The sequence below is a fragment of the Candidatus Chlorobium masyuteum genome (assembly GCF_011601315.1).
GTDB classification, from domain to species: Bacteria; Bacteroidota; Chlorobiia; order Chlorobiales; family Chlorobiaceae; genus Chlorobium; species Chlorobium masyuteum.
Genome location: NZ_JAAORA010000009.1, coordinates 20,934 through 46,896, shown reverse-complemented (window position 1 = coordinate 46,896; position 25,963 = coordinate 20,934). Strand labels below are relative to the sequence as shown.

The window sequence follows — 25,963 nt, the reverse complement described above, 5'->3', positions numbered from 1 at the left end:
ACAGCAATCAATATGAGGAGTATGAATAAAAGAGAGATGCGGTTTCTGCTTCCGGTTGCCTTTACCCTGCTTGTGTCGGGGTGCGGCAATCAAGCCGGGACTCATGCAGTAAAAGAGCGGGAGCCCGCACCGGTTGCGGTCGGAATGCTTGTACCTGTACGAACCAGCGGGGAGGCGGGAGGGCGTGAGGTGCTGCTTGTACCGGCCTCTTCGGTTTTCCGTAATGGAGAGCTTGCAGGTGTTCTTGTTGTTGGCAACGATCAGCGGATCACCCGCCGCTGGATCAGGATTGGACGCATCGTAAAAGGCGATGTTGTTGTCCTCGGGGGAGTAGATAAGGGAGAGCTTGTGGTGGGAGAGTATAACCCGGAGCTTGGTGAAGGAGTAACTGTAATAAAGAGTCCGAAAAAGACTGAGGAGGCAGAGAGCAAATGAATGAAGGTATTGCCGGTAAACTTGCAAAACAGTTTATCAATTCAAAGATAACGCCGCTCTTGATGGTGGCATCGCTTCTGGTGGGCATCATGGCGACGTTTATGACGCCGCGTGAAGAGGAGCCTCAGATTGTGGTGCCGATGGTTGATCTCTATATACCCTATCCCGGTGCAGCACCTGCAGAGGTTGAAGCCCGCGTGGCCAAGCCGATAGAGAGGACTTTGACGGAAATTCCCGGAGTCGATTATGTCTACTCCACCTCAATGCCCGACTTTGCTCTGGTGACGGTTCGCTACAAGGTTGGCGAAGACGCCGAGCGCAGTATGGTAAAGCTCTGGTCTACCCTGATGAAAAATATGGACAAGATGCCTCCCGGTGTCCAGTTCCCGCTCATGAAAAAGGTCTCTATCGACGATGTTCCGGTGCTTAATCTCACCTTCTGGAGCAAGACGAAGAGTCCCTATGAGCTTCGTCAGAGTGCAGTAACCGTGGCTGATGAACTGAAAAAAATAAGCAACATCGGTGATGTGGAGATAAAGGGCGGATTGAAGCGCCAGGTGAAGATTGAGCTCAACAAAGCAAAACTCCAGCAGTTCAATGTCAGTCCGATGCAGATTGCCCGCCAGATTCAGCAGGGCAACAGCCAGATGACCTCCGGTGATTTCAAGCAGATGAACGAGGAGCTTGTTGTCCGCTCGGGAAAATTTCTTGAAAGCGCTGAAGAGGTCTCCAATATTGTTGTGGGCATCTACGGATCCGCTCCGGTCTATCTGCGTGATGTCGCCACCATTGTTGACGGCCCTGAAGAGGTCAATAACTATAACTTTTTCGGTTGGGCAGCGGCAGCCCCGAAAGGTTCGGTTTCCGGAGAGTATCCTGCTGTGACGCTTACCGTAGCCAAGCGTAAAGGCGGAGATGCCTCGGTACTTGCCGACAAGGTTATGTCGAGGGTCGACGGGCTCAGAAAGACGGTTATTCCTTCAGGTATAACCGTGACTGAAACACGCAACTACGGCGCAACGGCTTCCGAAAAGGTATTCACCCTTCTTGAGCACCTACTCATGGCGGTTGTCGCGGTTACGATTGTCGTCGGCTTTTTCCTTGGATGGCGGGGCGCACTTGTGGTGCTCGCATCGGTGCCGATCACCTTTGCCCTTACGCTTCTCATCTACTACCTGCTTGATTATTCGCTCAACAGGGTAACCCTCTTTGCGCTGATTTTTGTTACCGGTATCGTTGTTGATGACTCGATCATCATTGCCGAGAACATTCACCGCCACTTTGCCATGAAGCGGCAGCCGAAGCTGCAGGCCGCCATTACCGCCATCAATGAGGTCGGAAATCCGACCATTCTGGCAACCTTTACGGTTATTGCCGCCGTGCTTCCGATGGTCTTTGTTTCAGGCCTCATGGGCCCCTATATGAGCCCTATGCCGATTGGAGCCTCGCTGGCCATGATCTTTTCGCTGCTCGTAGCCCTTATCGCTACCCCGTGGCTCTCCTATCGTCTTCTGAAAACAGAAGAGGGTCATCATGAAGAGTACGATATTACCAAAACCGGTTACTACAAGCTCTTCAACAACATTCTCTCACCCTTTATCGAGAGCAGTTTCAAGAGATGGCTTGCTTTCGGTGTGGTGGGTCTGATGCTGGTCGGAGCCATTGCGCTGGTGCCGCTGAAGGCTGTTCAGATGAAGATGCTTCCGTTTGACAACAAGAACGAGTTTCAGGTGGTTATCGATATGCCTGACGGTACATCGCTTGAGCAGACTGCAAGAGTTGCCAAGGAGGTAGCATCCTACCTGAAAACAGTTCCGGAGGTAGAGAGCTACCAGTACTATGTAGGAACCAATGCGCCGATCAATTTCAACGGTCTTGTCCGTCACTACTACCTTCGTCAGAAGGCAAACATGGCTGACATCCAGGTTAACCTTGTCCATAAGGGAGATCGCAAGGCCCAGAGCCATGATATAGCCAAACGGGTCAGGGCTGATGTCCAGAAGATTGCCCTTCGCTATAACGGCAACGCCAAGATTGTCGAGATTCCTCCAGGACCTCCTGTGCTCTCGACCCTTGTTGCTGAAATTTACGGCCCGTCACAGGAGCAGCAGATAGCACTGGCAAAACAGGTGAAGAAGGTCTTTGAAGAGACTCCCGGTGTTGTGGATGTGGACTTCCTGGTTGAAGAGGACCAGAAGGTCTATAACCTGGTGGTAAACAAGGAGCGTGCAGCGTTCCGCGGTGTCAGTGCCGAACAGATCGCCCAGACGCTGCGTATGTCGCTGGCCGGTATGGATGTCGGGGTGCTGCATACCGACAAGCAGCTTGATCCGGTTGCCATTCAGGTAAGGCTTCCGCAGTCCGGAAGAACCTCCCTGCAGGATCTCTCGGGGATATTTGTGCAGTCACAGGGTATGGGAACCCTGACAACCCGTCTTCGTGCCGGTCAGATGATTCCGCTTTCAGAGCTGGTAACAGTTCAAGAGAAAATTCAGGACAAGAGTATCTATCGCAAGGATCTGCGCAGGGTTGTCTATGTGACCGCAGATGTTGCCGGTGCGACCGAGAGCCCGGTCTATGCGATGCTTGATATGGATAAAAAGATAGAGAAGCTCAAGCTTCCCGGCGGCTACTCCATCAGTCCGCTCTACACGGGATCGGGTGTGTCGGATGATAAACTGTCGATGAAGTGGGACGGAGAGTGGCAGATTACCTTTGAGGTCTTCAGGGATCTCGGTACGGCGTTTGCTGTTGTGCTTGTCATCATCTATCTGCTGATTATCGGCTGGTTCCAGTCCTTCAAGACGCCGCTGATCATGATGATTGCCATACCGCTGAGCCTTGTAGGCATTATTCCGGGCCACTGGCTGCATGGCGCATTCTTTACCGCTACGAGCATGATCGGCATGATTGCGCTTGCCGGCATCATGGTGAGAAACTCGGTACTGCTCATTGATTTCATACAGATCCGCAGAGCGGAGGGAGCTGATCTCAAGCAGGCGGTTATTGAGTCGGCTGCGGTAAGAACCCGCCCGATCATTCTGACCTCCGGAGCCGTGGTTATCGGTTCGGTTGTCATGCTTTTTGATCCGATTTTCCAGGGTCTGGCCATCTCGCTGATCTGGGGTGGTGTGCTTTCAACCATCCTGACGCTTGTTGTGGTGCCGCTTGTCTACTATATGGCGGAAAAGAAGTCTACAGTAACTGTAAAGAATAAAAGTAAATGAAATTTCTTGCCGTTATGGGACATGAAGAGAGCCTCCCGAAAGTGCGGGCTCTCTTCAAGGAACATCAGGTGATGATGTTCAGCAGCTTTGATATTATGGGGTGCAACTGCGAAAGCCATGGTAGAGATCCGCAGTCATGGTGGCCGACCGATGCAGTGCCAGGGGCCTACTCATCACTCTGTTTTGCGATTCTTGATGACGACAAGGCTGATGCAATCATGCTTGAGCTCGAAAAGAATCCAATAGCTGTTGAGCCGGATTTTCCCGCAAGGGCGTTTCTTATGCATGTTGAAAAGACAGTATAAGCGGCTCTCCGGACGGTTGCAGGAGCGCCGTTGTCCACCGGATTTATACCAGGCAATCCGGATTGTAATCACTGTTTTCGGGGTGCCACATGAACGAATGGAAGTCGACGGTTTACACTGACGACTTCCACATGTGGTTGACTATCAGAGGATAGTTGTCGTTAGCCATTACCTGTTTGCTCTCCATTAGTTCCTCACTAAATCAGAGCGTTTTTATTGCAACCACATTCTACTCTATCATGAAAAACGAAATGATTGTAACATTCGGCGGTGGCAAAAAGGTTGATGCCGAGTTTAACGGGTTTACCATTCACACTGATCAGGCTGAATATGCCGGCGGAGAGGGTTCCGCACCCGAGCCTTTTTCCCTTTTTCTTGCCTCAATCGGCACCTGTGCCGGGATATTCGTTTTATCCTTCTGCCAGAGCAGGGGTATAGCCACTGATAAGATCCGGATTGTTCAGACTCATGTTGTCAAAGAGTCGGGACGCGGTATAGGGAAAATCGAAATCGCCATTGAACTGCCTGAAGATTTCCCTGAGAAATACAGGGATGCCGTTATCAGTGCAGCCAATCTCTGTGCGGTAAAAAGGCACATCATGGAGCCGCCTGAATTTGTCGTGACAGCGGTTACACGATAAGACTCATCCCATAAAAGAGCGTATCAATGCATAAGGTGCTGATTCTGGGTGGAGGCATTGGCGGAGTTGCTGCTGCCATCGCACTTCGTAAACAAGGTGTTGCGGTTGAGCTGGTTTCCGAGCGGGACTATCTTTTTATCTATCCATTGGCGATCTGGATACCAACAGGAGGAGCACAGTTCAGGGATATCGGGATTCCGTTATCAAAACTGGCCAGAAAACACGGGTTTTCACTCACCATCGACAAGGTCATCGCTCTCGATAGCGAACGGAAAACCGTCACTCTTGAGAAAACAGGTGTTCGTGATTCGGCGGCTTTTGTTGTGATCGCTCTTGGCGCATCCAAAATGAAACACGATGGCATTGAGCATACCACTTCTATTTGCGGCAAACCGGAAGATTCACTGGTGCTCAAAGCAAAGATTGAAGCGCTGATCGAACGGGGAAGCGGCAGCATTGCATTCGGATTTGGCGGCAATCCAAACGATCCAAGCGCAGTTCGTGGCGGTCCGGGATTTGAGCTCTTTTTCAACTTGCACCATCACCTTACAAAACTCGGTATCAGAGAGCGGTTTGAGATGACCTTCTTTGCTCCCATGGCCGAGCCGGGTGCACGAATGGGCAAGAGGGCGTTTTCGGCAATGGCGGCCATGTTTGAAGCTGACAATTTTACCACCCGTTACGGGAAAAAAATCAGCCGTTTTGAACCGGATGGTATTGTGTTTGAGGATCGGAGCAGGCTGAAAAGCGACCTCTGCATGTTTATTCCAGCCAGTGACGGGCATGAGACCGTCAGGAGATCGAACCTGCCCCAAAACAGTGCAGGGTTCATTCGCATCGACGATTACTGCCGGATAGAGGGGGTCAGGGGATGGTATGCAGTCGGTGATGCAGCAGCTCTTGAAGGCCCGGAGTGGAAAGCAAAGCAGGGGCATCTGGCCGAATTAATGGCACACAATGCCGCCGTTAATGCTTCAGTAGAGCATTTCGGCAGGAAGGAAAAGATGAGAGGGTATCAGGATCATTTGAATATTCTCTGCGTGATGGATACGGGGGACGGCGCCGGATTTGTCTTCAAAAACAGCAAAAGAGAGCTTTTTATTCCTTTGCCGGTTGTTGGACACTGGCTGAAAAAAAGCTGGGGCCACTACTATAAACTCTCCAAACTCTGGCTCTGATAACAAGCGCGGCACGGTGCTGACAGGTCAGGGTAGTAAGCATACACAGGGAATTGATTTTTCGTTTCACCTAACCTTTAACTACCTCTTTCCATGAATATCGACAGGCTTGTCTTCGCAATTGCGGGGGTTTTTATTCTTTCAAGTGTTTTGCTCTCGATCTATCACAACCAGAACTGGCTCTGGTTCACAGGCTTTGTGGGAGCAAACCTTTTTCAGGCAGCATTTACAGGCTTCTGCCCCCTTGCCAAAATTCTTAAGGCGGTTGGTGTTGTACCCGGTCATGCGTTCAAGTGACCTCCCGGCAGTTGAGTAATTAACATGCTCAATCTTGCAGGGTTGGGCAGCTTCATTCAGAACCATTGAAAAAATTACGGATCTATGGCAAAAGTTGTGGTTTTAGGTGCCGGTGTGGCTGGCCATACCGCAGCCTCGTTTCTTAAAAAGAAACTCGGCAAACAGCATGAAGTCGTGGTTGTTACCCCAAACAGTTACTATCAGTGGATTCCGTCAAATATCTGGGTCGGTGTGGGACAGATGACGATTGACGATGTCCGCTTCGAATTGAAAAAGGTTTATAACCGCTGGGGCATTATTCTTAAACAGGCCAAAGCGCTGGAAATTCATCCGGAAGGCGATGGGGAAACAGAGAAAGGGTATGTCACCATTGAGTATACCGATGGTATCCGGAACGGAGAGATCGAAAAAGTTGATTATGATTATCTGGTCAATGCAACCGGTCCAAAGCTGAATTTTGAAGCGACCGAGGGACTTGGACCTGATAAAAACAGTTTTTCGGTTTGTACCTACAGCCATGCCGCTCACGCATGGGAGAACCTTCAGGAAATATTCAAAAAGATGCAGGCGGGTCACAAGCAGCGTATTCTGATCGGCACCGGCCATGCTATGGCAACATGCCAGGGCGCGGCCTTTGAATATATCCTGAATGTGGCCTATGAAATTAAAAAGCGCGGCCTCAGTGACATGGCTCAAATCACCTGGATGTCCAATGAGTATGAACTGGGTGATTTTGGCATGGGAGGCGCATTTATTAACAGAGGAGGTTACTCAACTCCGACCAAGGTTTTTACGGAATCCATTATGGCCGAGTACGGTATTAACTGGATCCGGCGGGCCGGAGTCTACAAGGTTGAGCCCGGCAAGGCCTATTATGAAACGCTTGCAGGTGAAGAGCGGATACAGGAGTTTGATTTTGCGATGCTTATCCCCTCATTTTCAGGTGTCGGGCTGACCGCTTTTGATAAGACTGGAGCGGACATTACCGATCAGATGTTTGCGCCGAACAAGTTTATGAAGGTTGATGCCAATTATACGGCGAAACCCTTTGAAGACTGGAAAGCTGATGATTGGCCATCAATTTATCAAAGCCCTCTGTTTAAAAATATCTATGCTCCGGGTATTGCCTTTGCCCCTCCGCATCCGATTTCCAAGCCTATGGCGAGCCCGAATGGACGGCAGATTTTTCCGACGCCGCCTCGCACAGGGATGCCATCGGGTGTTATGGGTAAGATTGTTGCGCTGAATATTGCCGAAAAGATTCAGGGCGCAACAGAGCATCGCCATAAGGCCTCAATGAGCAAAATGGGTGCAGCCTGTATTGTATCAGCAGGATTTGGTTCGTTTGATGGACTTGGCGCTTCAATGACACTCTTTCCGGTTGTGCCTGACTGGGAAAAGTACCCTGAATGGGGACGCGACATGAACTACTCGGTAGGAGAGGCTGGTCTGGCAGGCCATTGGATAAAAGTAATCCTGCACTACCTCTTCTTCCATAAGGCAAAGGGCTATCCCTTCTGGTGGCTGATTCCTGAATAACGGTTTACTTTTATAATAATCTTAAAACCTCAAAAGCCATGGGCACCAATAAAGTCAAAGCCTATTACGACGAAGCCTATCCTCCGGTACCGTCAGCAAGCACCCTCTACTGGAGGAAAAACCTGCTATGGCAGCTGGTTCGCTTTGTTATTCTGAATGTGAAGATGCTTCGTATTGTTGCTGGCGGACACTCCTGACGACCGTTATGGATTGATTTTGAAGAGATGAACAAAGCAGCCTTCGCTTTTGGCAAAAGTTGCTTTGTTCATCTCTTCAATGAGAGAAAAGAGTGGAGAAATTGCCCGGAAGCGTTACAATGCTCCAGAAAGGGGTGGCAGCCGCTATTGCCTGATCATGAGATCGCATGGCAACGCCAGAGTGAAGCTTATAATTTGCGCCCTTCGGTAAAAAGGCGTTTATAGTAAAATCCGCTGGTGTAGAGTGCTGCTGCCGGGTTGTGTCCGAGCAGTCGATCCTTGGTGATCAGTGTTGTGACGGGAGCGTCGGAATGCTTCATAAAGAGCGAATCGTGGCCGACACAGAGGCCGATGATCACATTCAGCTCTGTGTGCTCTTTATTCAGCAGCTTCGCCTGCAGGATCGGATTGCAGAGAGACTCATGCGATCCCTTCTGAATTTTAAGACTATCATCAATTCCAATCTCGCTTTTATCGACAGAGCCGACCTTGCAGATGACCGAGTACGGTTCGAGATCATTGATTGTAAGTACCCTGGCAAAAATCCGTGACTCCTCCGATAAGCCAATGCATGTTGCAAGGCCGATCTTTTTTGCCCCGATCCGGTTGGCGAAGGCAATAATCTCTTCAACACGGGTCAGCTTGCCGTAGTAAGTGCCTTCAACCTCGGCAGAGGCGCGTGCTATTCTGGCATCAAGCGTCTCTCCCTGGTACTGCTCAGTTATCGAGTCAAGCTCTTTGCTCCCGACAGCTTCGGTGGGGCAGAAATCCGGAAAACTACGATCCTGCCGATAGCAGTTCAGGAGTCCGCAATCCGAACAGCCGGAGTGTTCCTTCCCTGAAGTGTTTGATTTGTTCATGATTGGATAGTGGATAAATGACGCTCGCCCTCTTCTACCTGATGAAGCTGGTCATAATTTTGCTGACCGGTTCCGGCCCCGGCAGTGTGCTTTTTGTTGCTTCCCGCATCCTGAGCAGCCACGCCATATTGCGACCGAGCACCTCCATAATCTGGACCCCTTCACCATCCTGCAACACCTCTCCGGGCGTCCTTCCGTGAGTGATGTTCCAATAGTTTGACGTTGCCTGAATCATCTCCGCAAAGGTGAGATAGTGGTTGAGGCAGTCAAATGTGGACGAGCCGCCGGTACGCCGAACCGCTACTACCGATGCAGCTACTTTCTGACGGAAGAGACCGCCATTGCATGCTGCAACATAGAATGCCCTGTCGAGAAAACATTTCATGGTTCCGGCGACACCGGCAAAATAGACCGGTGAACCAAGAATAATTCCGTCAGCGTTTTTGATCTGCTGGATCCATTCATTCAACGGATCCGAGGTGATACTGCACTTCTCATCCCGATTTCTGGCACAGGCCCCGCAGGCCATGCACCCTCTGACCGGCTTGTTGCCAACATGGATAATTTCAAACCCGATGCCGTTTTCCTGTAAAACGCTGCCGACACCGGCGAGCGCATGAAAGGTGTTGCCATCCTGTTTCGGACTGCCGTTGATCGCTATGACGTTCATTCTGTTTTGCATGGGTTTACGGTTATCTGCGTTCTTCCGAATAAAATATAAAATCCTGATGTCGTTGCAATGAGTCCTGTATTTGCTTAAAGATCATCATGTTATTTGAAACAGTGCAATTATATAGGGTGGCCGGCATTCAGTTGCTGAATCGGGTTGGTATATTTATGGCATTGCTTTTTTGAAATAAGGGTTTACACAACCTTCAAAAAAAGGTTGCGGGAAGTTCATTGATTATTACAGGGGAGTCAAACGCCATTATCTGGTTATATTTTCTGATATACTTTCACAACGCGATTATCTGAAGGAGATCTCCTATGCTGCAGAAGGCTTTGTTTCCGGGCAAGTATATCCAGGGCGCAGGGGCACTTGGAGAGTTGCCGTCTCTTGTCAGGCTCTTTGGCAACAGGGGGATGATTCTTGCTTCTCCTTCTGTGTATACTGCCGTTCTTCCTGAGAGCGGGCTCGATCTGAAGGGCAGCTCACTGCATGCAGAACGATTCGGCGGGGAGTGCAGTGAAAAGGAGTTGTCGAGGGTGGCTGTACTTATCGCGGAGAACAGGGCGGATGTGCTTGTCGGTATGGGCGGCGGCAAAACAATTGACACGGCGAAAATTGCTGCTGACCGGGCCGGTATTCCGGTTATTATTGTGCCTACCATTGCCTCGACTGATGCGCCGTGCAGCGGTTGCGCCGTTATTTACACTAAAGAGGGGGTGTATGAATCGGCCTGCTATCAGCAATCCAATCCGGCAGCCGTGCTGGTGGATACCGAAATTATTGCAAAAGCACCCGTTCGTTTTCTTGTCGCCGGTATGGGAGATGCACTGGCGACCTGGTTCGAGGCAAACTCATGCAGCAGGACACAATCGCCAAACGAGTGCGGTGGCCTCAGCACCCTGACCGGTCTCAGCCTCGCAAGGCTCTGTTACGATACGCTTATGCAATATGGCCCGAGCGCAAGAGTAGCTGCCCGGCAGCACATCATAACGCCAGCTCTGGAGCATATTGTGGAGGCCAATATTCTGCTCAGCGGAGTCGGTTTTGAGAGCGGCGGTCTTGCAAGTGCCCACTCCATTCACAACGGTCTTACGGCACTGACTGAAACGCACGCCTTTTACCACGGGGAGAAGGTGGCTTTCGGTCTGCTTGCAGGCCTTCAGCTCACTGATGCCCCGCCGGAGGTGTCGGTCGCAGTCTACGCTTTTTGTGAGGAGGTAGGCCTTCCAACCACCCTTGCCGATATTGGTCTTGGTGATTTCGACCGTGAACGATTGATGCCTGCCGCCGAAAAAGCCTGTGCACCCGCTGAATTCATTCATCACGAAGCAGGCAGCATCACCCCCGAAAAAGTCCTTCAGGCCATGCTCATGGCTGACGCTATCGGAGCATCGAGAAAAAAGAGGCAAAACGCATAGCTCTCGTTTTTCCTGTTTAACGCTTAAAGTGCCTTACACTTTTCCGGACGGAAGAGAAGGGAGAGCGGAGTGTCTGGTTTATGAAAAATGATTGGTATGGCGTGATGTTTTCGGGAACCCTTTTGTTGAAAATTATTATTATGTCGCAAAAGTTTTTGCTGTTAAATCTTGAAACAGGAGCATCATGAGCGACTTGCCAAACTGTCCGAAATGTAATTCAGAATACACCTATGAGGTCGGGAGCCTTTTGACCTGCCCTGAGTGTGCCCACGAATGGACTGCTTTGTCCGGTGCTGCTGATGAGAAGGTGCATGTCTGGAAGGATGCGAATGGTACCGTTTTGCAGGATGGCGACACTGTTACGGTGATCAAGGATCTCAAGGTCAAGGGCTCTTCATCACCGATAAAAGGTGGCACGAAGGTAAAGAACATCCGCCTGATTGAAGGTGATCATAACATAGACTGCAAGATCGATGGCTTTGGTGCTATGGAGTTGAAGTCGGAATTTGTAAAGAAAGCCTGAGTCGTCTGCACAATCCTTCCGCGCATTTCTTTCGATCTCTATTGTCGCATGTAACACTTGTTCTCCCTAAGTTACATGTGACAAGGTTGACTATCTCAAAGAGTAATAAATGAAGGGGCGAACGATGGGGGAGGGTATTGAACGAGTGAACAAGCACAGAGCGAGGTTACGCAAGGAGGGTATGCGCCCCTTGCAGATCTGGGTTCCTGATCCCCTTCGCCCGGGGTTTGCAGAGGAGTGCAGACGACAATCCGAAGTGGTGAAAAATGATCCTCATGAAAAGGAGATCCTGAAATTCTTTGATGAAGCGGCTGACAAGGAAGGGTGGAGGGCGTGACGAAAAGTGAATTGTGTAAGGCACCGTTATTTCGGCTTGATGATGCAACGATGCTGGAGATTAACAGCGTTTTTGCTGTTTGGATCGGTATTGCTTAATCTGTTGACGGGGAGTGAAGAAATCTCCGGTTGGGGAGCAATCAGTTAACGCGCAGGCGCATTGGTGTGCCTGCGCGTTTTTGCTGATGGCCGGGGTATCAGTAGCCGGGATTTACTTCGCTGAAGGTTTTCAGACCGAGTCCGTAAAGGTGGATAAAGCCTGCCGCAGCCTTGTGGTTGAAGGTGTCGGCTTCGGTGTAGGTGGCCAGCTCTTCATTGTAGAGCGAGTATGGCGAGTTCCTTCCGAGAAGGGTGACGCCGCCCTTGTAGAGTTTCAGGCGGACAAGACCGGTTACCGGGTGCTGGGTTTCGTTGACGAAAGCATCAAGCGCCTTTCTCATCGGGGAGAACCAGGTTCCGTTGTAGATCAGGTTCGCATAGTCCTGGCTGATGTTCTTCTTGTACTGGAAAACCGATTTTTCGAGTGTCAGTCTCTCCAGTTCGCGATGGGCGAAGTGCAGGATTGTGGCTGCCGGTGCTTCGTAGATCTCTCTTGATTTGATGCCGACAACACGGTTTTCGATCATGTCGAGCCTTCCGACACCGTTCTTTGCACCAATCTCGTTCAGGCGGATGATGAGGTCAAGGCCGCTCAGTTTTTTCCCGTCAAGCGAAACAGGGATACCTTTTTCAAACTCAATCTCAACAACTGTTGGAGTATCGGGAGCTTTTTCCGGTGAGGTGGTGATCTGATAGGCATCCTCGGGAGGAGCAATCATCGGGTTCTCAAGCACACCGCACTCAATACTGATTCCCCAGATGTTTTCATCAATCGAGTAGGGGCTTTTCTTGGTGGCCGATACCGGAATGTTGTGCTCAAGGGCATAGGCGATCTCAGCCTCCCGTGAGGTGAACTCCCATTCACGAAGCGGAGCAAGCACCTTGAGGTGCGGCGCAAGTGAAGCGAAGGTTACTTCAAAGCGGACCTGGTCGTTGCCTTTGCCGGTGCAGCCGTGTGCAAGCATGGTGCAATCTTCTGCAAGTGCGGCATCCACGAGGGCTTTGGCAAGCAGCGGGCGTCCAAGAGCCGTGGCAAGCGGGTAGACATCCTCATAGAGTGCACCGGCCTTGAGCGCGCGCCAGATGTACTCTTCGACAAACTCCTTACGCAGGTCCACAAACTGGAATTTTGAGGCACCTGTCGACAATGCCTTGATCTCTAGGCCCTCGATCTCTTTGGTCTGGCCGAGGTTGCCGGTTACGGCCACGATTTCGGCATCGTATTTGTCTTTCAGCCATTTGATCATGACGGAGGTATCGAGTCCGCCTGAGTAGGCTATTGCAATTTTTTCCTTGCTCATATCAGTTGTTGTGTTATCAGTTTTTGAAAAGGTTGTTTTGAATATAGGCGATCACTTCCGAAATATTCTGTACGGAAGCAGGAATAACGAGAACCGTATCATCTCCGGCAATGGTGCCGATGATGAGCGGGTTTTTAAGCTGATCGAGATACGAGCCGACCCCGTGCGCCCTGCCCGGCAGGGTTCTGATGATGACGGCAGTTTCATTGGCTTTTACTGCAAGCACCTCAACCCCGACCAGCCCCTTGATAATGCGTCCGGCATTATCATCCGGCAGTGCCATCCGGTAACCGCTGTTTGTGCGTGAACGTACAAGGCCCAGTTCGGCGCAGTCACGTGACAGGGTTGCCTGGGCAACAGCCATTCCGCTGTTACGGAGCAGTTCGAGCAGATCATGCTGATTTCCTACCTGATGCTGCTGCAGAATCTCCATGATTTTCATCTGTCTGGCATGTTTGTTCATTCCTTCAGCTCCTTCATGCCTTGATTTTTTTTGCGGCATTGAGCAGCCGGTGGGTCAAATGAAATTTTCTGTACTCTTCATGGTTGAGAAGTTTTACGAGAAGTGCTTTCTGCACATGAAGCCGGTTTTCAGCTTCATCAATAATAATGGAGTGTGGCCCGTCCATCACCTCCGCACTGATCTCCTGTCCACGGTGAGCCGGCATGCAGTGCATGACGACCGCGGTTGGTTTTGCTCTGCTGAGCAGTGTGCTGTTGATCTGATAGGGGCTGAATATCTTCAGGCGCTCTTTAGCCTCCTCCTCCTGGCCCATGCTTGTCCAGACATCGGTATAGAGTACATCGGCGTTGGCTGCCGCCTCTTTCGGGTCATGAATGATTTCGATTTTGCTGATGCCCTTTGCTCTTGCCGTTTCAAGAATTCCCTGATCGGGAAGGTACCCTTCAGGGCAGGTGAGCACAAAATGAAAGGGGAGGAGACCGGCCAGCTCAATCCATGAGTTGGCGACATTGTTGCCGTCTCCGACAAAGACAACCTTTATGCCGTCATTCCAGAGACCCTTTTCATAGAGCGTAAAGGCATCGGCCAGAATCTGGCAGGGGTGGGAGAGGTCGGTCAGGGCGTTGATAACCGGAATCGATGCGTGCTCGGCCATCTCCTCAATGATGCTGTGCTCATGCAGGCGCGCAACGATGGCGTCGTTGTAGCGTGAGAGCAGGAGTGCAATATCCTCAACGGACTCCCGCGATCCAACGCCGATTGAACGGCCGTCGAGATTTATGGCATACCCGCCAAGTTCATGAATGCCAAGCTCAAAGGAGACCCTGGTTCTCAGGGAGGGCTTGTTGAAGATCATGGCAACCGTCTTGTCGCGCAGCGGCAGGAAACCTGAAACGGATGGCTTTTCAGCTCTCTTTTTCTTGATGAAGAGCGAGTAGTCGAACAGCTCGATAATCCTGGATGCATCAAGCGGTGCAAATCCGAGGAAATCTCGTTTAGCTGGCACTTTATTGTTTTTTATAACGGTCATTACGATTGGCTGTTTAAGGATTGATCACTCTCCTGATCGGCAATAAACTGGGTGCCGACCCCTTCATGGGTGAATATTTCAAGCAGGAGCGAATGGGTTGATTTCCCGTCAATGAGATGGATTTTTCCAACTCCTGAGTCAAGTGTCTTGAAAGCCGAGAGCACTTTCGGAATCATGCCGCCGGATATGATGCCCTGTTCAATAAAATCGGCCGCTTCTGTTTTGCAAATGGTTTTCAGAATTCTCTCTCCTACATGAATTCCTTCCACATCGCTGACGTAGATCAGCTTTTCAGCCTTGAGTGCAATGGCTATACTGCTGGCGGCATCATCAGCATTGATATTGTAGATGTTGCCCGTATCATCAAAGCCGATCGGCGCAATGACCGGGATGAGTCCGGCATGGCAGAGCAGATCGATATAGTCGGTATTGATATGCACTACCTCACCGACAAGCCCGAGGGTGTCGGCATTCTGATGGGGGACCGCCTTGATGGTGTCGGCATCCAGACCGCTGACTCCGACAGCCTTGCCGCCGTGCTGGCTGAGGAGCTGAACAATATCCTGATTGACCTTTCCGGCAAGCGTCATCTGAATAACCGAGATCATCTCCCTGTCGGTTACCCTCCGTCCATGCAGAAAACGGGAGTTGTGTCCGAGTTTTTCGGCGGTTTTTGTGATTGCGTCACCTCCCCCATGAACCAGTACAATATTGATGCCGACCTTGCGGAGCAGGGTGACATTCTGGGCCACACTGTTCTTCAGAGAGGCATCCTTCATGGCAGATCCGCCGTATTTGATCACAAAAGTCTTGCCTTCAAACTGCCGGATATAGGGCAGAGCTTCAATAAGTACCTGGCCTATAGCGGCTTTAGGGGCTTTTCTTGGCGATTTCGGCTCGCTGTTCTGTAGGTTCTCCATTCAGGGAAATTGCTGTTAAAGGTTAACGTATTGTCAGCTTCTGTAGCTGCCGTTTATCTCGACATACTCCTTGCTCAAATCACAGCTCCACATGGTCGCATGCCCCGGTCCGTTTCCGAGCCGAAGGGTTATGGTGAAGGAGTCCTTTGCCATGATTTCAGCCGCCTCCTCCTCTGAAAAATCAGCGATGAATCCCGGTTTCAGCACCGTCAGGTCGTCAAAACAGAGCTCAAGATCATCCTGGTTGAAGCATGCCCCCGAGCGCCCTGCAGCGGCAATGATTCTTCCCCAGTTGGCATCTTCGCCGTGAATGGCGGTTTTAACCAGACTCGACTCGGCAATGGTTCTTGCGGCAAGTTCGGCGTCGTGGTTATCCAGAGCTCCTGTAACCGTTATTTCCACAAACTTTGTTGCCCCCTCGCCGTCAATGACAATGAGCTTGGCAAGAAAGGTCATCAGTGCTTCAAGAGCCTCCGAGAAGAGCTCGTAATCGCGGCTTTCCGCCCTGATTGCAGGGCCGGTGCCGCTTGCAAGAATTGCCGCCATGTCGTTGGTGCTGGTGTCGCCGTCAACGGTAATGGCGTTGAAACTTTTACGGTTTGCTCCTTCGAGCGCATGCTGCAGGAGTGAGGGCGAAATGGAGGCATCAGTACAGAGAAAGGCAAGCATGGTAGCCATGTTCGGGGCGATCATGCCGGAGCCCTTGGCTATGCCGCTGAGCCGGAGCGTGCCGCCTGAAACCTTCACGTCAAGAGAGAAAAATTTCGGAAAGGTATCGGTGGTCATGATCGCCTCTGCAGCCGCAATGCCGGAGTTTCGATCGAGTTTTGAGGATAGATCGGTAATGCCGCAAAGAACCCTCTCCATCGGAAGGAGCTGGCCGATAACTCCTGTGGAGGCTACAAGTACCTCTTCAGGTTTGATGGCAAGTTCAGCCGCAACCGCTCCGGCCATAGCCCGGGCATCCTGCATCCCCTGTTCGCCTGTAGCTGCGTTGGCATTGCCGCTGTTGCAGACAATGGCGCGAATGGATGATGATGCCTGCTTCAGGTGCGTTCTGCAGAGCGTTACCGGTGCAGCGCAGCAGAGATTCGTCGTGAAGACCGCCGCAGCATTTGCAGGTGCATCTGCCGTGAGCAGTATCATGTCGTTGCGGTCGTATTTTATTCCGGCACAAACCGCACCTGAAGAGAAGCCTTCCGGCCAGAATCCGCTCCCCCCCTCCATCTCTCCCGGCATCGGGGTAACCGATTCCGGCCAGGATGTTGATTCTGAGAGTTTATGAACTATCTGAAGTGCTTTTTGACGTTTCTGCACAGCTGTCTGAAAGAGTTAAAGAGTTATAATAAGAGGCCGGTCGTCTCATCAAGACCGAGCATGATATTCATGTTTTGTACAGCCTGCCCGGCAGCTCCTTTCAGGAGATTGTCAATGGCCGTAACTATGACCACGGAACCGGACCGGGTTGCCTGCGCAATATGGATATCGCAATAATTGGTATAAGCGACATGGCGCACCTCCGTCATGCTCTCCCTCACCCGCACAAATGGGGCGTTCCGGTAAAAGCTCTGGTAGATACCGTTCAGTGTTTCAATTTTCTCGGGACGTTCAAGCCGGATATTCAGGATACTGTATATCCCTCTGACCAGAGAGCCGATCATTGGCGTAAAGGTAAAGTCAAAAGAGGGTGTGGTGGCGGAACTGCCGAGTGCCTGCATGATTTCCGGGGTGTGCTGATGGACTCCGACCTTGTATGCCCTTACGTTTTCACTCATTTCCGAGTATGAGAGCTCTGTTTTGCTGCTTCTTCCTGCACCGGAAATTCCCGAAACGGAGGTGCAGTTGACCGCGCTGAGCGGTATCGGATTGCTACCCCCGAGAAAGAGTGGCGCAAGACCCAGAATGATGCTTGTGGCAAAACATCCGGGATTGCTGATCGAATTCCCCTTCACGATCTGATCTTTGAAGAGTTCAGGCAGACCATAGGTCATGACGGCATCCGGGGATTTTTTCTGCTTGTAAAACTGTTCATGTTCCAGTGTGTTTTTCAGCCTGAAATCACCGGAGAGGTCAATGACGGTTTTTCCGGCTCTCAGGAGTGCCGGAGCGTGGGCAAGCGCTTCGCCGTGGGGGAGTGCAAGAAAGTAGATGTCGCTCTCCATTTGACCGCTGTAGGGCAGGTAGCTTTTGTTGCAGGAGAGTGAAGGGTAGAGATCGGTAACCTGTTTTCCTGCCTGCGAAAAAGCATAGAGCTCATGCAGCTCGACATTTGGATGATGAAGCAGCAGCCGGGTCAGTTCAGCACCGGAATAGCCGGATGCTCCGATTACCGACACGGTATGTTTTTTTGAGCTATCCGACGACTGTGGCATCATGTAAGGAGTATTCGGTTAACAGGGGATCAGTGAAAATTACCGGCGATGAATAAATATCCATTAATGCGGAAATATTAACCTTTTTTACCCGATTATCAAGCGTGAAAATATTTTTTTCCATGGCTGAAACAGCCTTGCTGAACTTTATGCCAACATCTTTATTTTATTTATTTTAAATGTGATTTTATGCGCTCTGCACTCATCCGGACATTTGAAAATGAATAGCAATGAATAAAATAAGAGGCACAAAAGCATATAAACAGCTTCTCCCGCCACTTTCGCTGCTGTTATTACTGCTCATGCTGAGCGGCTGCCGGGAGCGGCCTGCGGCTGAAACTGCCCGGAGTGGTGTATTGATTGTTTCCGTTGACCGCCAGCTTCAGGGTGTTGCAGATATTCAGGGAGAGGTGTTCAGCCGGCACTATCCGGACTCCAGGATCACCATCGTTCCGGCCGCTTCCGGAAAGACCCTGATGCCTCTCCTGAATCAAAAAGCCGGGGCAGCCCTGATCAGCGGTGAGCTTCAGCCGCAAGAGGATTCGCTTGTTGCCTCACTGAACCGTCCGCTTCGTCGTGAACCTGTCGGGCGGGACGCACTTGTCTGCATCGTCAACAGCAATAATCGGGTTGCCACTCTTTCGCTGAAGGAGCTGTCGGTTATGTTTTCGCGGAAGGGGAGTGAAACAACTCCGCTCATCAGGGGGGATGATTATCGTCTTGAGACTCTTTTAGCGGGGAAAATCGGAAAAAAGAGAGAGGATCTGCGTGCCTGGGCTTGCAGAAGTGACGGTGAACTGATCAGGAGGGTTGGTGCCGACAGGAGTGCCGTTGGTGTGCTGTTTCGGTCAGCATTCAATGCCGGGACGATTTCCGATGCGGAGCGTAACCTTGTCAGGGTGGTTCCTCTTGTTTCTGACCGTTCAGGCGGAAAAGCTTCCCTTCCAACCCGTCAAAATATCTTCGACGGCAGCTACCCTCTTGTTACGACTGTTTACTATGTATATTATCCCGGTAACGTACTTGCAACGGGGTTCGGCTCCTGGCTCTCCAGCAGTGGCCAGACCGTATTTGAACGGAGCGCTCTTGTTCCCTTCAAACTTCTTGAGCGGACTATTATTCTTAAATAACGGTATGGGCACCTCTATTACTTTATTCCGCGATTCGATTGCTTCGTTGGGCGGTGCTCGAAATCCTCAAGTACTCCGTGTACATTCCGGTTTCTGCGCTCCTTCCGCCTCGCACACAAACCGCTCACGACAATTTATAGAGGTGCCCGTATGACGGAAGTATCTGCAGTCAAAAAATTTGCCACCTTAAAGGCTATTGTTGTTACCGGAATCATCAGTATCCTGCTTGTTCTTGCCGGAACCGCAGGATTGCTTGTCATGCAGAGTAATCTGCATGAGAATGTCGAAAAAAAACAGGCTTGTTATCTTGATCTCATCGCGTTCAGGGGCAAACTCATTGAATTTGAGCTCAACCGTCACCACCCAGCAGCCAATCTATCCAATATCGAAGAGCTTCCCGGAAAGCCCGAAGAGCCGGCAGGAGTGCTGCTTTTCATGTACGACAAACTTGCTGTTGAGATGAAGGACGCCGGATTGAACACTCTTCCGGTACTTCATGCTGCCCGACAGAACAGCCCGGCACTGCTTGCTCTCGAAAATCTTGAACTCTTTCGCTTTGAGCTTGACAACACCATTCAGAAAGTCGATCTGGAGACAAGGGGTGCAGCCGACAAACTTGTTGACATCAATCACTTTTTTCTTTTTTTTATTCTTGCCATACTGCTCACGCTCAGTATCACGGCCGGCTGGCTGCTGCATAACAACTATCGTCAGACCCTCATTCCTCTTGCTCAACTTGCCTCACAACTGAAGCTGATCAATCGTAATATTCCGGAGAGTATACACGATACAGCCGAAGAGATGAAAAAGGAGCTTACGGAAACCGAACCATCAAGTGATATCACCCAGATTACCGAGTCGATCATGAGCTTTTGCGGTGACATCGAGGCAAAAAACAAAAAGCTTGATGAACTTCATATCCGTGATGAAAAAACAAATCTCTACAACTACCGTCATTTCAAGGACCGTCTTATTACCGAGGTTGAGCGGGCAAAAAGCCTTGAGAGCAAGGTATCGCTTGCCATGATAGATATTGATCATTTCAAGCGTTATAATGATGCTCACGGTCATATTGCCGGTGATCATGTGCTGGAAATTCTTGCAGAACTCATCAGCAGTCAATGCCGTGCCACCGATGTACCCTCCCGCTTCGGAGGAGAGGAGTTTGCCGTGCTCTTTCCCAAAACAGATTCCGATACCGCACGCGAGATTGCCGAACGTCTTAGAAAACTTATCAGTATCGAACCATTTCCCCATGAACAGCATCAGCCTGAAGGGCAGCTTACGGTCAGTATAGGAATTGCAACATTTCCTGGGGACGCGGCTGACTGGTATACCCTTATCAACAATGCCGACCGGGCACTCTATAAGGCAAAATCAGCCGGAAGAAATAATGTCGTTACCTTTGCCTCCATGAATGCCGACTCAACCACAGAGGGATGAAGCCGCAGCTCTATATTGCAAGAAGGTTTGCCTTCAAACAGCGTTCAGCTTCCAGACCGACCTTTATCATCATGATCGCGGTGATCGGTATTGCGGTTGGAACGGCAGCCCTGATTCTTACCCTCTCCATTGTCAAGGGCTTTGCCGGCAGTGTTGAGCAGAAACTGATCAGTTTTAGCGCCCATATGCAGATCCGATATCCCGATGACCGTCTTTTTCAGGAGCGGCGCCAGGATCTTCTGCGTATCACCCAACACCCCGATGTGACATCTGCCGCACCCTTTCTTGAAAAAAGTTTTGTACTCAGGAGCCGGAGAGGCAGCACCGGCGATACCTACGGAAGCAAGCCGGTCGTTGTAAAGGGTGTCACTCCTGAGCAGCGAACGATCTTTCTGACCCGCTTTCTCAAGGAGGGAAGCCCTGTTATGACGGCTGAAAGTGAGGCAATAGAGCTCTATGCAGGTGAGCCGCTGGCTGAACATCTTGGCCTCAGTGTCGGTCAGAAAGTTATGCTGGTCGGCCTTGGCCGTGACTCGACAGGGGCCAGGCTTATTGCGGGTAACAAAAGCGTTGTTGACCTGCTCTCATCACTTGACCTGGAAATTGGCGTTATACGGGGTATTTACGATACGGGCCTCCAGGAGGGTTTTGATGATTTTGTGCTCATTACCGATCTGAAGCAGATGCAGTCGCGCTTCAATCCGTTGATGATCAGCGGTTATGATGCCAATGTAGAGCATTTTAAAAAACTCCCCGATACGGTAAAGGAGATAGTTGCCACGCTCGGACTCCCGTTTTACGGCTATACGGTATTTCAGAGATACTCAAATCTCTTTGAATGGCTGAAGCTCCAGAAAAACATCATGCCGATGCTGATTGTCACCATCACCATCGTGGCGGTTTTCAACATCATCTCCACCCTGCTTGTTCTGATTATTGAAAAAACAAGGGAGATAGGGATGCTCAGTGCTCTTGGCCTCGAACCTGCCAAAATCAGCCGTCTCTTTATGTCACAGGCCTTTCTCATTGCGCTGTCCGGGATTGCGGCAGGCAATATCCTTGCGCTCTCCCTTTCGCTTTTCGAGCTCCGCTTTCATCTCATCACCCTTCCGGAGAAAAGCTATTTTATCAAGTATGTTCCTCTCCTGATTGATCCTTTTGATTATGCGGCGGTCTCCATTGCGGTCATGATACTGACGCTTCTCTTTGCCTTTATTCCTGCCCGGATTGCGGCGTCATTGAAGCCGGGCACAGCCCTGAGCACCTGATGGATCGCTGTTTATTTGTTGCCGATAAGTTATCCCTTCGGAGCTTTACAGGCAAAATGCCCGATTTTCTTATGCAAACGGGCACCGCTATAAATTGTCGTGAGCAGTTTGAGAGCGAGGCAGCTGGAGCACAGAAACCGGAGTGTACAAGAGAGTACATGAGGATTTTGAGCACCGGCCAACGAAGCAATCGAATCGCGGAATAAATTTATAATGGTGCCCTAATGTTATTGTTGCTTGTATGAAAACAGGACTATGGATAGCGCGACGCTTCAGCTTTGCCCGCAAACGGTTCAGAATTATCAATGTCATTTCGGCAATCAGCCTTGCCGGTATTGTCATCGGTGTCAGCACCCTGCTTGTGGTCATGAGTGTTCTGAACGGATTTCAAAAACTTGCCCGTGATCTCTTTATTACCATCGACAGTCCGGCGCAGCTTGTTCCACTCAAGGGACGATCTTTTGCTGTTTCTGACTCACTGCTCAACTCCATAAGGGCAATTGAAGGTGTGGCATCTGCTGAACGGTTTGCAGAAGGAGAGGCCATTATGGCAACCCGTGATAAAAGTGAACTGGTGATCGTCAAGGGTCTCAGTGATAAAGCACATCGCCGTCTTGTAAGCCAGACCCATGCCGCCAACCCGTTCTTTTCCGGTGAGACGATTGCAGTCGGTGAGCTTCTGGCCTACCGTACCGATCTCTATGCATTCAGTCAGGTGAAGATTTTCAGCCCGGAGTTGATCTCTTTCGGGCTTGAATCACTTTCGCAGCCCTATATGATGCCGGTACTCACTATTCCTGAAGCCACCGTATCGTCACTTTTTTCCCTTCAGAAAATATTTGATGACCGCTATGTGCTCACCTCTGAGCGGTTCGCACAGAAAATTCTGCTGCTTGGCAACGGACTCTGTTCAGGAGTTGATATCAGGGCAGGGGAGGGGGTTTCAAACGAAGCGTTTATCAGAGGCCTGAGGGCATGGCTGGCTCGCAGCCCCGTTAAGATGAATGGCAGAATCAGGAGCCTTGATGAGAAATACAGCTCTGTTTTTGCGGTCATGAAGCTTGAAAAGTGGGTGAGTTTCGGCGTGCTGATGCTCATCATCCTTGTGGCTTCACTCAGTCTGACCGGAGCGCTTGCCATGACCGCCATTGACAAACAGCGGGAGCTCTTCTACCTTCGATGTCTGGGGCTCGAAAAACCGCAGTTCATGGCAATATTTATTATTCAGGGCGCCATGACCGGCGTGATCGGAACTGCTGCCGGGGCATGCATTGCCTGGATCATCTGCACTCTTCAGAAGCTTTTCGGTATTGTAAAACTGCCCTCAAGAAGTGCCTTTATCATTGATGCCTATCCGGTCAGTATGCAGCTCAATGATTTTATAGCGGTCTCCATATTCGCAATTCTGCTCTGTATTGCCGTAAGCCTCTACCCTGCCCGCAAGGCTGCGATGATTGCGACGAGTCATTCGCTTGATCTTAAGACCAACTGATGGGTGCCCTGAAAGGACTTCAGGGACAGCAAGGACTAACAACGACGAAGAGTATTGGCAACCTTTACCCGCTATTCAGCAGGGCAAACACGCAGGTTTGCCCCTACATAATTTTGTGCAAATTCGTGTAATTCGTGGACATCCCTTTCTTCGTTTCTTCAATCCAAAATTCAGAATTCAAAATCTCTTCTTTCATCTCCTCTCAGGCAGAGTGTATTGCGAAGCTGGCGGTCAATTTCATCGCAGTAGAGTGGTGCCGGGCCCATGATTTCAAAGCGGGAGCTGTTGAGGGGAGCACTGGATGACAGAGTGAACTGACCTTCACCACCATTGATGCTCATCCATCCGTCCCGGCACTGCATGACCCCTTTAACGCGTTCAAAAGGAAGGGTGTTGAGGAGGGTGGCAAGGGCGGTTTGGCGGAAACGGTAACCGGTACCGATCAACCAGCTGCCGCTCGAATAGCCCGATCCCGAACTTTTATGAAGAGTCCATGAGTCAGGTCGAACCGGTTCAGCTTCTGTCGGCCCGGTGTTTTGGCTGAAGGATGAGCCTGACGGTTCGTTTTTTCTGGTATGGGCATCGGGGAAATCGGCTGAACGGGAGCCATTTCGCGGGTAATCGAGCAGAAGGGGATCGAGTTGGCCGAACGAGATTTCAGAGACCACTGCTTTTGGCGGTTGAGCGGCTGCGGCGAGATTCAGGAATGCCGTCCGGTCAGGTGCGGTGTAACAGTCAGCCTTGCTTGCAATCAGCAGATCGGCAAGGTTGACCTGATCCTGGAACGAGGGGTGTTCTCGGTAGCGTACGTCACCAAGTTTGCGGGCATCAACAAGACAGATGGTTGCTTTCAGGTCAAGCACGTCCTGGAAGTAGCCGGAGGAAAGAGTGCGGATGATTTTCAGCGGGTGACCTATCCCTGTTGGTTCAATGAGTATTCTTTGGGGGCTGGTGTCACGGATAAGGCGATTCAGTGCGGCTTCAAAAGAGGCCCCTGCCGTACAGCAGAGACACCCGCCGGAAATTTCCCGGATGGAAACCTCACTCCGGGGGGAGAGAAGGGAGGCATCAACGCCGACCTGGCCGAACTCATTGACAAGCACTGCCCAGCGCTCTTTGGCAGGTTTGTGATTGAGCAGATGGCTAATTGCGGTTGTTTTTCCTGCACCAAGGAATCCGGTAATTATTGTGGTCGGAATGTGATGGAATTTCCCGTGCGACCGAGCAGGGGCATTCATAAAAACAGATCAAAATCCGATTTGGAGGCAAAACAGACAGGGCAGCACCAATCGGAAGGGAGCCGTTCAAAGGTGGTTCCTTTTTTGATGTTGTTTTCACTGTCGCCCTCTTTCGGATCATAGAGCCAGCCGCACTCCCGGCACATCCACGTATCAGTTTCACCTGACTTTATGGATGTTTCACCCTCAAGCACTTTTCTGAATACGACCATTTCTGACCGGGAAAACCCTTTTGATTGGTAGAATTGTTGCGCCTGTTCGTTATCGCTGTCGGTCAGCAGCGTAATGCGCCCGAATCCCTCCTTTTGGGCAAACCCGATAGCATGTTCGACGAGAAGGGAGCCGATGCCCCTTGTGCGCCATGCCGGGGCAACAATCATATCCTCAAGGAGTGCGACTTTTTTGCCGAGAAAGGTGCTGATGGTAAACAGCAGCAGTACCATAGCCTGAATCTCTCCATCAATTTCACAGACAAATATCCGGCCCGTGCCGGGATTTTCAATGATCATGGCGAGCCCTCTCGACTGCACTTCGCTGTCGGGCGCAAACTCTTTCTCCTGGCTGAAGAGGAGCCCAAGCAGTGTTGTGCATGCCGCAATATCGCTCTCCAATGCTGTTCTTATTTCTGGCATATCGTTGACTGAAAGGGGTTGATGACTATGCGGTTTAGCAGAGTGTTTCCGGATAATTTCCGGATAATTCATTGCGAAGACAACATATTCAGCTGAATTTATCCGTTTGTCCAATATCAGGCAAGGGGAGCATCAGGAAATAATGGTATGAAAATTCGGGGAGCGCTCTTAAAACTTGTAGTTCCTCACGGATTGCCCTATACTTGTTTTTTCTTTTAGACAGAGAGCACAACAGCATTGTCTGGTGTGGAAGCGTTGTGTGTGTAACCGATAACCGATAGTATAGAGTATAGTTCAAATGGATGCATTCTGGCTTTCGCTTGTTATGATCTTTCTGGCCGAGCTTGGCGATAAAACCCAGCTTGTTGCCCTGACCCTTGCAACATGCTATAACACCGGTGTGGTGCTCTGGGGTATTTTCTGGGCGACTCTTGCCATTCATGTGTTTTCCGCTGGAATCGGCTGGTTTATTGGCGGGAGTCTGCCGGTTGACTGGATTAAATTTGTTGCCGGAATTGCTTTTATCGTATTCGGCTTCTGGACCCTTAAAGGGGACACGCTCGATGATGATGAGAAGAGCTGTAAAACGGGTATTAACCCATTCTGGCTGGTGTTCTCTACATTTTTCATGGCGGAGCTCGGTGACAAAACCATGCTCTCCACCATTACACTCGCTTCCACGAATCCATTTATTCCTGTCTGGATCGGCTCTACGATAGGGATGGTTATTTCCGATGGTCTCGCCATCATAGCAGGAAAAATGCTCGGAACAAGGCTTCCGGAAAAAACTATTAAAATCGGGGCATCGGTCATCTTTTTCCTTTTCGGCATCATCAGTATGATCGACGGCGGTTCGCGGTTCGGTCTCATCATCTGGGCGGTATCAGCTCTGCTTATTGCACTCACCGGATACATCTTTTTGCGTAAACCGGCGGATGCCGTTGCATAA

General features: G+C 50.6%; 26 protein-coding genes. 16 read left to right on the top strand and 10 right to left on the bottom strand.

The window, feature by feature from the left end:
• Positions 1 to 21: 21 nt before the first annotated feature.
• The 8 genes from G9409_RS11300 (at position 22) to G9409_RS11265 (ending at position 7,819) form a co-directional block, all read left to right on the top strand.
• Positions 22 to 435, top strand: coding sequence for an efflux RND transporter periplasmic adaptor subunit (locus tag G9409_RS11300; protein ID WP_166808859.1), 414 nt, complete (start codon positions 22 to 24; stop codon positions 433 to 435).
• The gene (locus G9409_RS11295) at positions 432 to 3,662 is read left to right on the top strand and encodes an efflux RND transporter permease subunit (RefSeq protein WP_166808858.1); all 3,231 of its coding nucleotides are present in this window, start codon (positions 432 to 434) and stop codon (positions 3,660 to 3,662) included. The genes G9409_RS11300 and G9409_RS11295 overlap by 4 nt, the downstream gene beginning before the upstream one ends.
• Positions 3,659 to 3,967, top strand: a complete 309-nt coding sequence (locus G9409_RS11290; RefSeq protein ID WP_166808857.1) for a hypothetical protein — start codon at positions 3,659 to 3,661, stop codon at positions 3,965 to 3,967. Before G9409_RS11295 ends, G9409_RS11290 begins: the two co-directional genes overlap by 4 nt.
• 239 nt (positions 3,968 to 4,206) lie before the next feature.
• Positions 4,207 to 4,608, top strand: coding sequence for an OsmC family protein (locus G9409_RS11285; RefSeq protein WP_166808856.1), 402 nt, complete (start codon positions 4,207 to 4,209; stop codon positions 4,606 to 4,608).
• Between the two features lie 26 nt (positions 4,609 to 4,634).
• On the top strand, positions 4,635 to 5,786 hold the full coding sequence (locus tag G9409_RS11280) for an NAD(P)/FAD-dependent oxidoreductase (protein WP_166808855.1): 1,152 nt from the start codon (positions 4,635 to 4,637) through the stop codon (positions 5,784 to 5,786).
• Between the two features lie 93 nt (positions 5,787 to 5,879).
• On the top strand, positions 5,880 to 6,083 hold the full coding sequence (locus G9409_RS11275) for a YgaP family membrane protein (protein ID WP_166808854.1): 204 nt from the start codon (positions 5,880 to 5,882) through the stop codon (positions 6,081 to 6,083).
• A gap of 84 nt (positions 6,084 to 6,167) precedes the next feature.
• Positions 6,168 to 7,622, top strand: a complete 1,455-nt coding sequence (locus G9409_RS11270; RefSeq protein ID WP_166808853.1) for an NAD(P)/FAD-dependent oxidoreductase — start codon at positions 6,168 to 6,170, stop codon at positions 7,620 to 7,622.
• 38 nt (positions 7,623 to 7,660) lie between these two features.
• A complete protein-coding gene (locus G9409_RS11265) occupies positions 7,661 to 7,819 on the top strand; it encodes a hypothetical protein (RefSeq protein WP_006365980.1) in 159 nt (52 codons plus the stop codon).
• A gap of 188 nt (positions 7,820 to 8,007) precedes the next feature.
• Here the strand turns inward: G9409_RS11265 and G9409_RS11260 are convergent, their stop codons facing one another.
• The gene (locus G9409_RS11260; RefSeq protein WP_166808852.1) at positions 8,008 to 8,679 is read right to left on the bottom strand and encodes a DUF1847 domain-containing protein; all 672 of its coding nucleotides are present in this window, start codon (positions 8,677 to 8,679) and stop codon (positions 8,008 to 8,010) included.
• 34 nt (positions 8,680 to 8,713) lie between these two features.
• Positions 8,714 to 9,349: a flavodoxin family protein gene (locus G9409_RS11255; RefSeq protein WP_166808878.1), complete on the bottom strand. Its 636-nt coding sequence runs from the start codon at positions 9,347 to 9,349 to the stop codon at positions 8,714 to 8,716.
• 317 nt (positions 9,350 to 9,666) lie between these two features.
• On the opposite strand from G9409_RS11255, the gene G9409_RS11250 reads away from it, so the two are divergent.
• The 3 genes from G9409_RS11250 (at position 9,667) to G9409_RS11240 (ending at position 11,627) form a co-directional block, all read left to right on the top strand.
• A complete protein-coding gene (locus tag G9409_RS11250) occupies positions 9,667 to 10,767 on the top strand; it encodes a glycerol dehydrogenase (protein WP_166808851.1) in 1,101 nt (366 codons plus the stop codon).
• A gap of 184 nt (positions 10,768 to 10,951) precedes the next feature.
• The gene (locus G9409_RS11245; protein ID WP_166808850.1) at positions 10,952 to 11,290 is read left to right on the top strand and encodes a zinc ribbon domain-containing protein YjdM; all 339 of its coding nucleotides are present in this window, start codon (positions 10,952 to 10,954) and stop codon (positions 11,288 to 11,290) included.
• A 109-nt stretch (positions 11,291 to 11,399) separates the two neighbouring features.
• Entirely contained in the window at positions 11,400 to 11,627 is a 228-nt protein-coding gene (locus G9409_RS11240; protein WP_235923328.1) for an antitoxin MazE family protein, read from the top strand.
• A gap of 196 nt (positions 11,628 to 11,823) precedes the next feature.
• On the opposite strand, the gene G9409_RS11235 is transcribed toward G9409_RS11240, so the two are convergent.
• The 6 genes from G9409_RS11235 to argC form a co-directional block, all read right to left on the bottom strand.
• A complete protein-coding gene (locus G9409_RS11235) occupies positions 11,824 to 13,026 on the bottom strand; it encodes an argininosuccinate synthase (protein ID WP_166808849.1) in 1,203 nt (400 codons plus the stop codon).
• Between the two features lie 16 nt (positions 13,027 to 13,042).
• Complete coding sequence (locus tag G9409_RS11230; RefSeq protein WP_166808848.1) at positions 13,043 to 13,489, bottom strand: arginine repressor; 447 nt, start codon at positions 13,487 to 13,489, stop codon at positions 13,043 to 13,045.
• A 13-nt stretch (positions 13,490 to 13,502) separates the two neighbouring features.
• On the bottom strand, positions 13,503 to 14,519 hold the full coding sequence (gene argF, locus G9409_RS11225) for an ornithine carbamoyltransferase (RefSeq protein ID WP_166808847.1): 1,017 nt from the start codon (positions 14,517 to 14,519) through the stop codon (positions 13,503 to 13,505).
• Positions 14,519 to 15,439, bottom strand: a complete 921-nt coding sequence (argB, locus tag G9409_RS11220) for an acetylglutamate kinase (RefSeq protein ID WP_166808846.1) — start codon at positions 15,437 to 15,439, stop codon at positions 14,519 to 14,521. Before argB ends, argF begins: the two co-directional genes overlap by 1 nt.
• Before the next feature lie 33 nt (positions 15,440 to 15,472).
• On the bottom strand, positions 15,473 to 16,678 hold the full coding sequence (argJ, locus tag G9409_RS11215) for a bifunctional glutamate N-acetyltransferase/amino-acid acetyltransferase ArgJ (protein ID WP_208019726.1): 1,206 nt from the start codon (positions 16,676 to 16,678) through the stop codon (positions 15,473 to 15,475).
• A 101-nt stretch (positions 16,679 to 16,779) separates the two neighbouring features.
• Complete coding sequence (gene argC, locus G9409_RS11210) at positions 16,780 to 17,811, bottom strand: N-acetyl-gamma-glutamyl-phosphate reductase (protein ID WP_166808876.1); 1,032 nt, start codon at positions 17,809 to 17,811, stop codon at positions 16,780 to 16,782.
• Between the two features lie 230 nt (positions 17,812 to 18,041).
• Between argC and G9409_RS11205 the strand changes: the two genes are divergently transcribed.
• The 4 genes from G9409_RS11205 to G9409_RS11190 all read left to right on the top strand — a co-directional run bounded on the left by G9409_RS11205 (position 18,042) and on the right by G9409_RS11190 (position 23,144).
• Positions 18,042 to 18,941: a substrate-binding domain-containing protein gene (locus tag G9409_RS11205; RefSeq protein WP_166808844.1), complete on the top strand. Its 900-nt coding sequence runs from the start codon at positions 18,042 to 18,044 to the stop codon at positions 18,939 to 18,941.
• Between the two features lie 150 nt (positions 18,942 to 19,091).
• Positions 19,092 to 20,384, top strand: a complete 1,293-nt coding sequence (locus G9409_RS11200; RefSeq protein WP_166808843.1) for a GGDEF domain-containing protein — start codon at positions 19,092 to 19,094, stop codon at positions 20,382 to 20,384.
• Entirely contained in the window at positions 20,381 to 21,652 is a 1,272-nt protein-coding gene (locus G9409_RS11195) for an ABC transporter permease (protein WP_166808842.1), read from the top strand. The genes G9409_RS11200 and G9409_RS11195 overlap by 4 nt, the downstream gene beginning before the upstream one ends.
• Before the next feature lie 241 nt (positions 21,653 to 21,893).
• Entirely contained in the window at positions 21,894 to 23,144 is a 1,251-nt protein-coding gene (locus G9409_RS11190) for an ABC transporter permease (RefSeq protein WP_166808841.1), read from the top strand.
• Positions 23,145 to 23,314: 170 nt separating this feature from the next.
• Here G9409_RS11190 and G9409_RS11185 read toward each other — a convergent pair whose 3' ends face one another.
• Both G9409_RS11185 and G9409_RS11180 read right to left on the bottom strand, forming a co-directional pair.
• Positions 23,315 to 24,382, bottom strand: a complete 1,068-nt coding sequence (locus G9409_RS11185) for a CobW family GTP-binding protein (RefSeq protein WP_166808840.1) — start codon at positions 24,380 to 24,382, stop codon at positions 23,315 to 23,317.
• Complete coding sequence (locus G9409_RS11180; RefSeq protein ID WP_166808839.1) at positions 24,379 to 25,014, bottom strand: GNAT family N-acetyltransferase; 636 nt, start codon at positions 25,012 to 25,014, stop codon at positions 24,379 to 24,381. Before G9409_RS11180 ends, G9409_RS11185 begins: the two co-directional genes overlap by 4 nt.
• 298 nt (positions 25,015 to 25,312) lie before the next feature.
• On the opposite strand from G9409_RS11180, the gene G9409_RS11175 reads away from it, so the two are divergent.
• Complete coding sequence (locus G9409_RS11175; RefSeq protein ID WP_166808838.1) at positions 25,313 to 25,963, top strand: TMEM165/GDT1 family protein; 651 nt, start codon at positions 25,313 to 25,315, stop codon at positions 25,961 to 25,963.

Coding starts and splice junctions, on each gene's coding strand:
- G9409_RS11300 (WP_166808859.1), top strand. CDS start 22: ATGAATAAAAGAGAGATGCGGTTTCTGCTTCCGGTTGCCTTTACCCTG.
- G9409_RS11295 (WP_166808858.1), top strand. CDS start 432: ATGAATGAAGGTATTGCCGGTAAACTTGCAAAACAGTTTATCAATTCA.
- G9409_RS11290 (WP_166808857.1), top strand. CDS start 3,659: ATGAAATTTCTTGCCGTTATGGGACATGAAGAGAGCCTCCCGAAAGTG.
- G9409_RS11285 (WP_166808856.1), top strand. CDS start 4,207: ATGAAAAACGAAATGATTGTAACATTCGGCGGTGGCAAAAAGGTTGAT.
- G9409_RS11280 (WP_166808855.1), top strand. CDS start 4,635: ATGCATAAGGTGCTGATTCTGGGTGGAGGCATTGGCGGAGTTGCTGCT.
- G9409_RS11275 (WP_166808854.1), top strand. CDS start 5,880: ATGAATATCGACAGGCTTGTCTTCGCAATTGCGGGGGTTTTTATTCTT.
- G9409_RS11270 (WP_166808853.1), top strand. CDS start 6,168: ATGGCAAAAGTTGTGGTTTTAGGTGCCGGTGTGGCTGGCCATACCGCA.
- G9409_RS11265 (WP_006365980.1), top strand. CDS start 7,661: ATGGGCACCAATAAAGTCAAAGCCTATTACGACGAAGCCTATCCTCCG.
- G9409_RS11260 (WP_166808852.1), bottom strand. CDS start 8,679: ATGAACAAATCAAACACTTCAGGGAAGGAACACTCCGGCTGTTCGGAT.
- G9409_RS11255 (WP_166808878.1), bottom strand. CDS start 9,349: ATGAACGTCATAGCGATCAACGGCAGTCCGAAACAGGATGGCAACACC.
- G9409_RS11250 (WP_166808851.1), top strand. CDS start 9,667: ATGCTGCAGAAGGCTTTGTTTCCGGGCAAGTATATCCAGGGCGCAGGG.
- G9409_RS11245 (WP_166808850.1), top strand. CDS start 10,952: ATGAGCGACTTGCCAAACTGTCCGAAATGTAATTCAGAATACACCTAT.
- G9409_RS11240 (WP_235923328.1), top strand. CDS start 11,400: ATGAAGGGGCGAACGATGGGGGAGGGTATTGAACGAGTGAACAAGCAC.
- G9409_RS11235 (WP_166808849.1), bottom strand. CDS start 13,026: ATGAGCAAGGAAAAAATTGCAATAGCCTACTCAGGCGGACTCGATACC.
- G9409_RS11230 (WP_166808848.1), bottom strand. CDS start 13,489: ATGAACAAACATGCCAGACAGATGAAAATCATGGAGATTCTGCAGCAG.
- argF (WP_166808847.1), bottom strand. CDS start 14,519: ATGACCGTTATAAAAAACAATAAAGTGCCAGCTAAACGAGATTTCCTC.
- argB (WP_166808846.1), bottom strand. CDS start 15,439: ATGGAGAACCTACAGAACAGCGAGCCGAAATCGCCAAGAAAAGCCCCT.
- argJ (WP_208019726.1), bottom strand. CDS start 16,678: ATGCCGGGAGAGATGGAGGGGGGGAGCGGATTCTGGCCGGAAGGCTTC.
- argC (WP_166808876.1), bottom strand. CDS start 17,811: ATGCCACAGTCGTCGGATAGCTCAAAAAAACATACCGTGTCGGTAATC.
- G9409_RS11205 (WP_166808844.1), top strand. CDS start 18,042: ATGAATAAAATAAGAGGCACAAAAGCATATAAACAGCTTCTCCCGCCA.
- G9409_RS11200 (WP_166808843.1), top strand. CDS start 19,092: ATGACGGAAGTATCTGCAGTCAAAAAATTTGCCACCTTAAAGGCTATT.
- G9409_RS11195 (WP_166808842.1), top strand. CDS start 20,381: ATGAAGCCGCAGCTCTATATTGCAAGAAGGTTTGCCTTCAAACAGCGT.
- G9409_RS11190 (WP_166808841.1), top strand. CDS start 21,894: ATGAAAACAGGACTATGGATAGCGCGACGCTTCAGCTTTGCCCGCAAA.
- G9409_RS11185 (WP_166808840.1), bottom strand. CDS start 24,382: ATGAATGCCCCTGCTCGGTCGCACGGGAAATTCCATCACATTCCGACC.
- G9409_RS11180 (WP_166808839.1), bottom strand. CDS start 25,014: ATGCCAGAAATAAGAACAGCATTGGAGAGCGATATTGCGGCATGCACA.
- G9409_RS11175 (WP_166808838.1), top strand. CDS start 25,313: ATGGATGCATTCTGGCTTTCGCTTGTTATGATCTTTCTGGCCGAGCTT.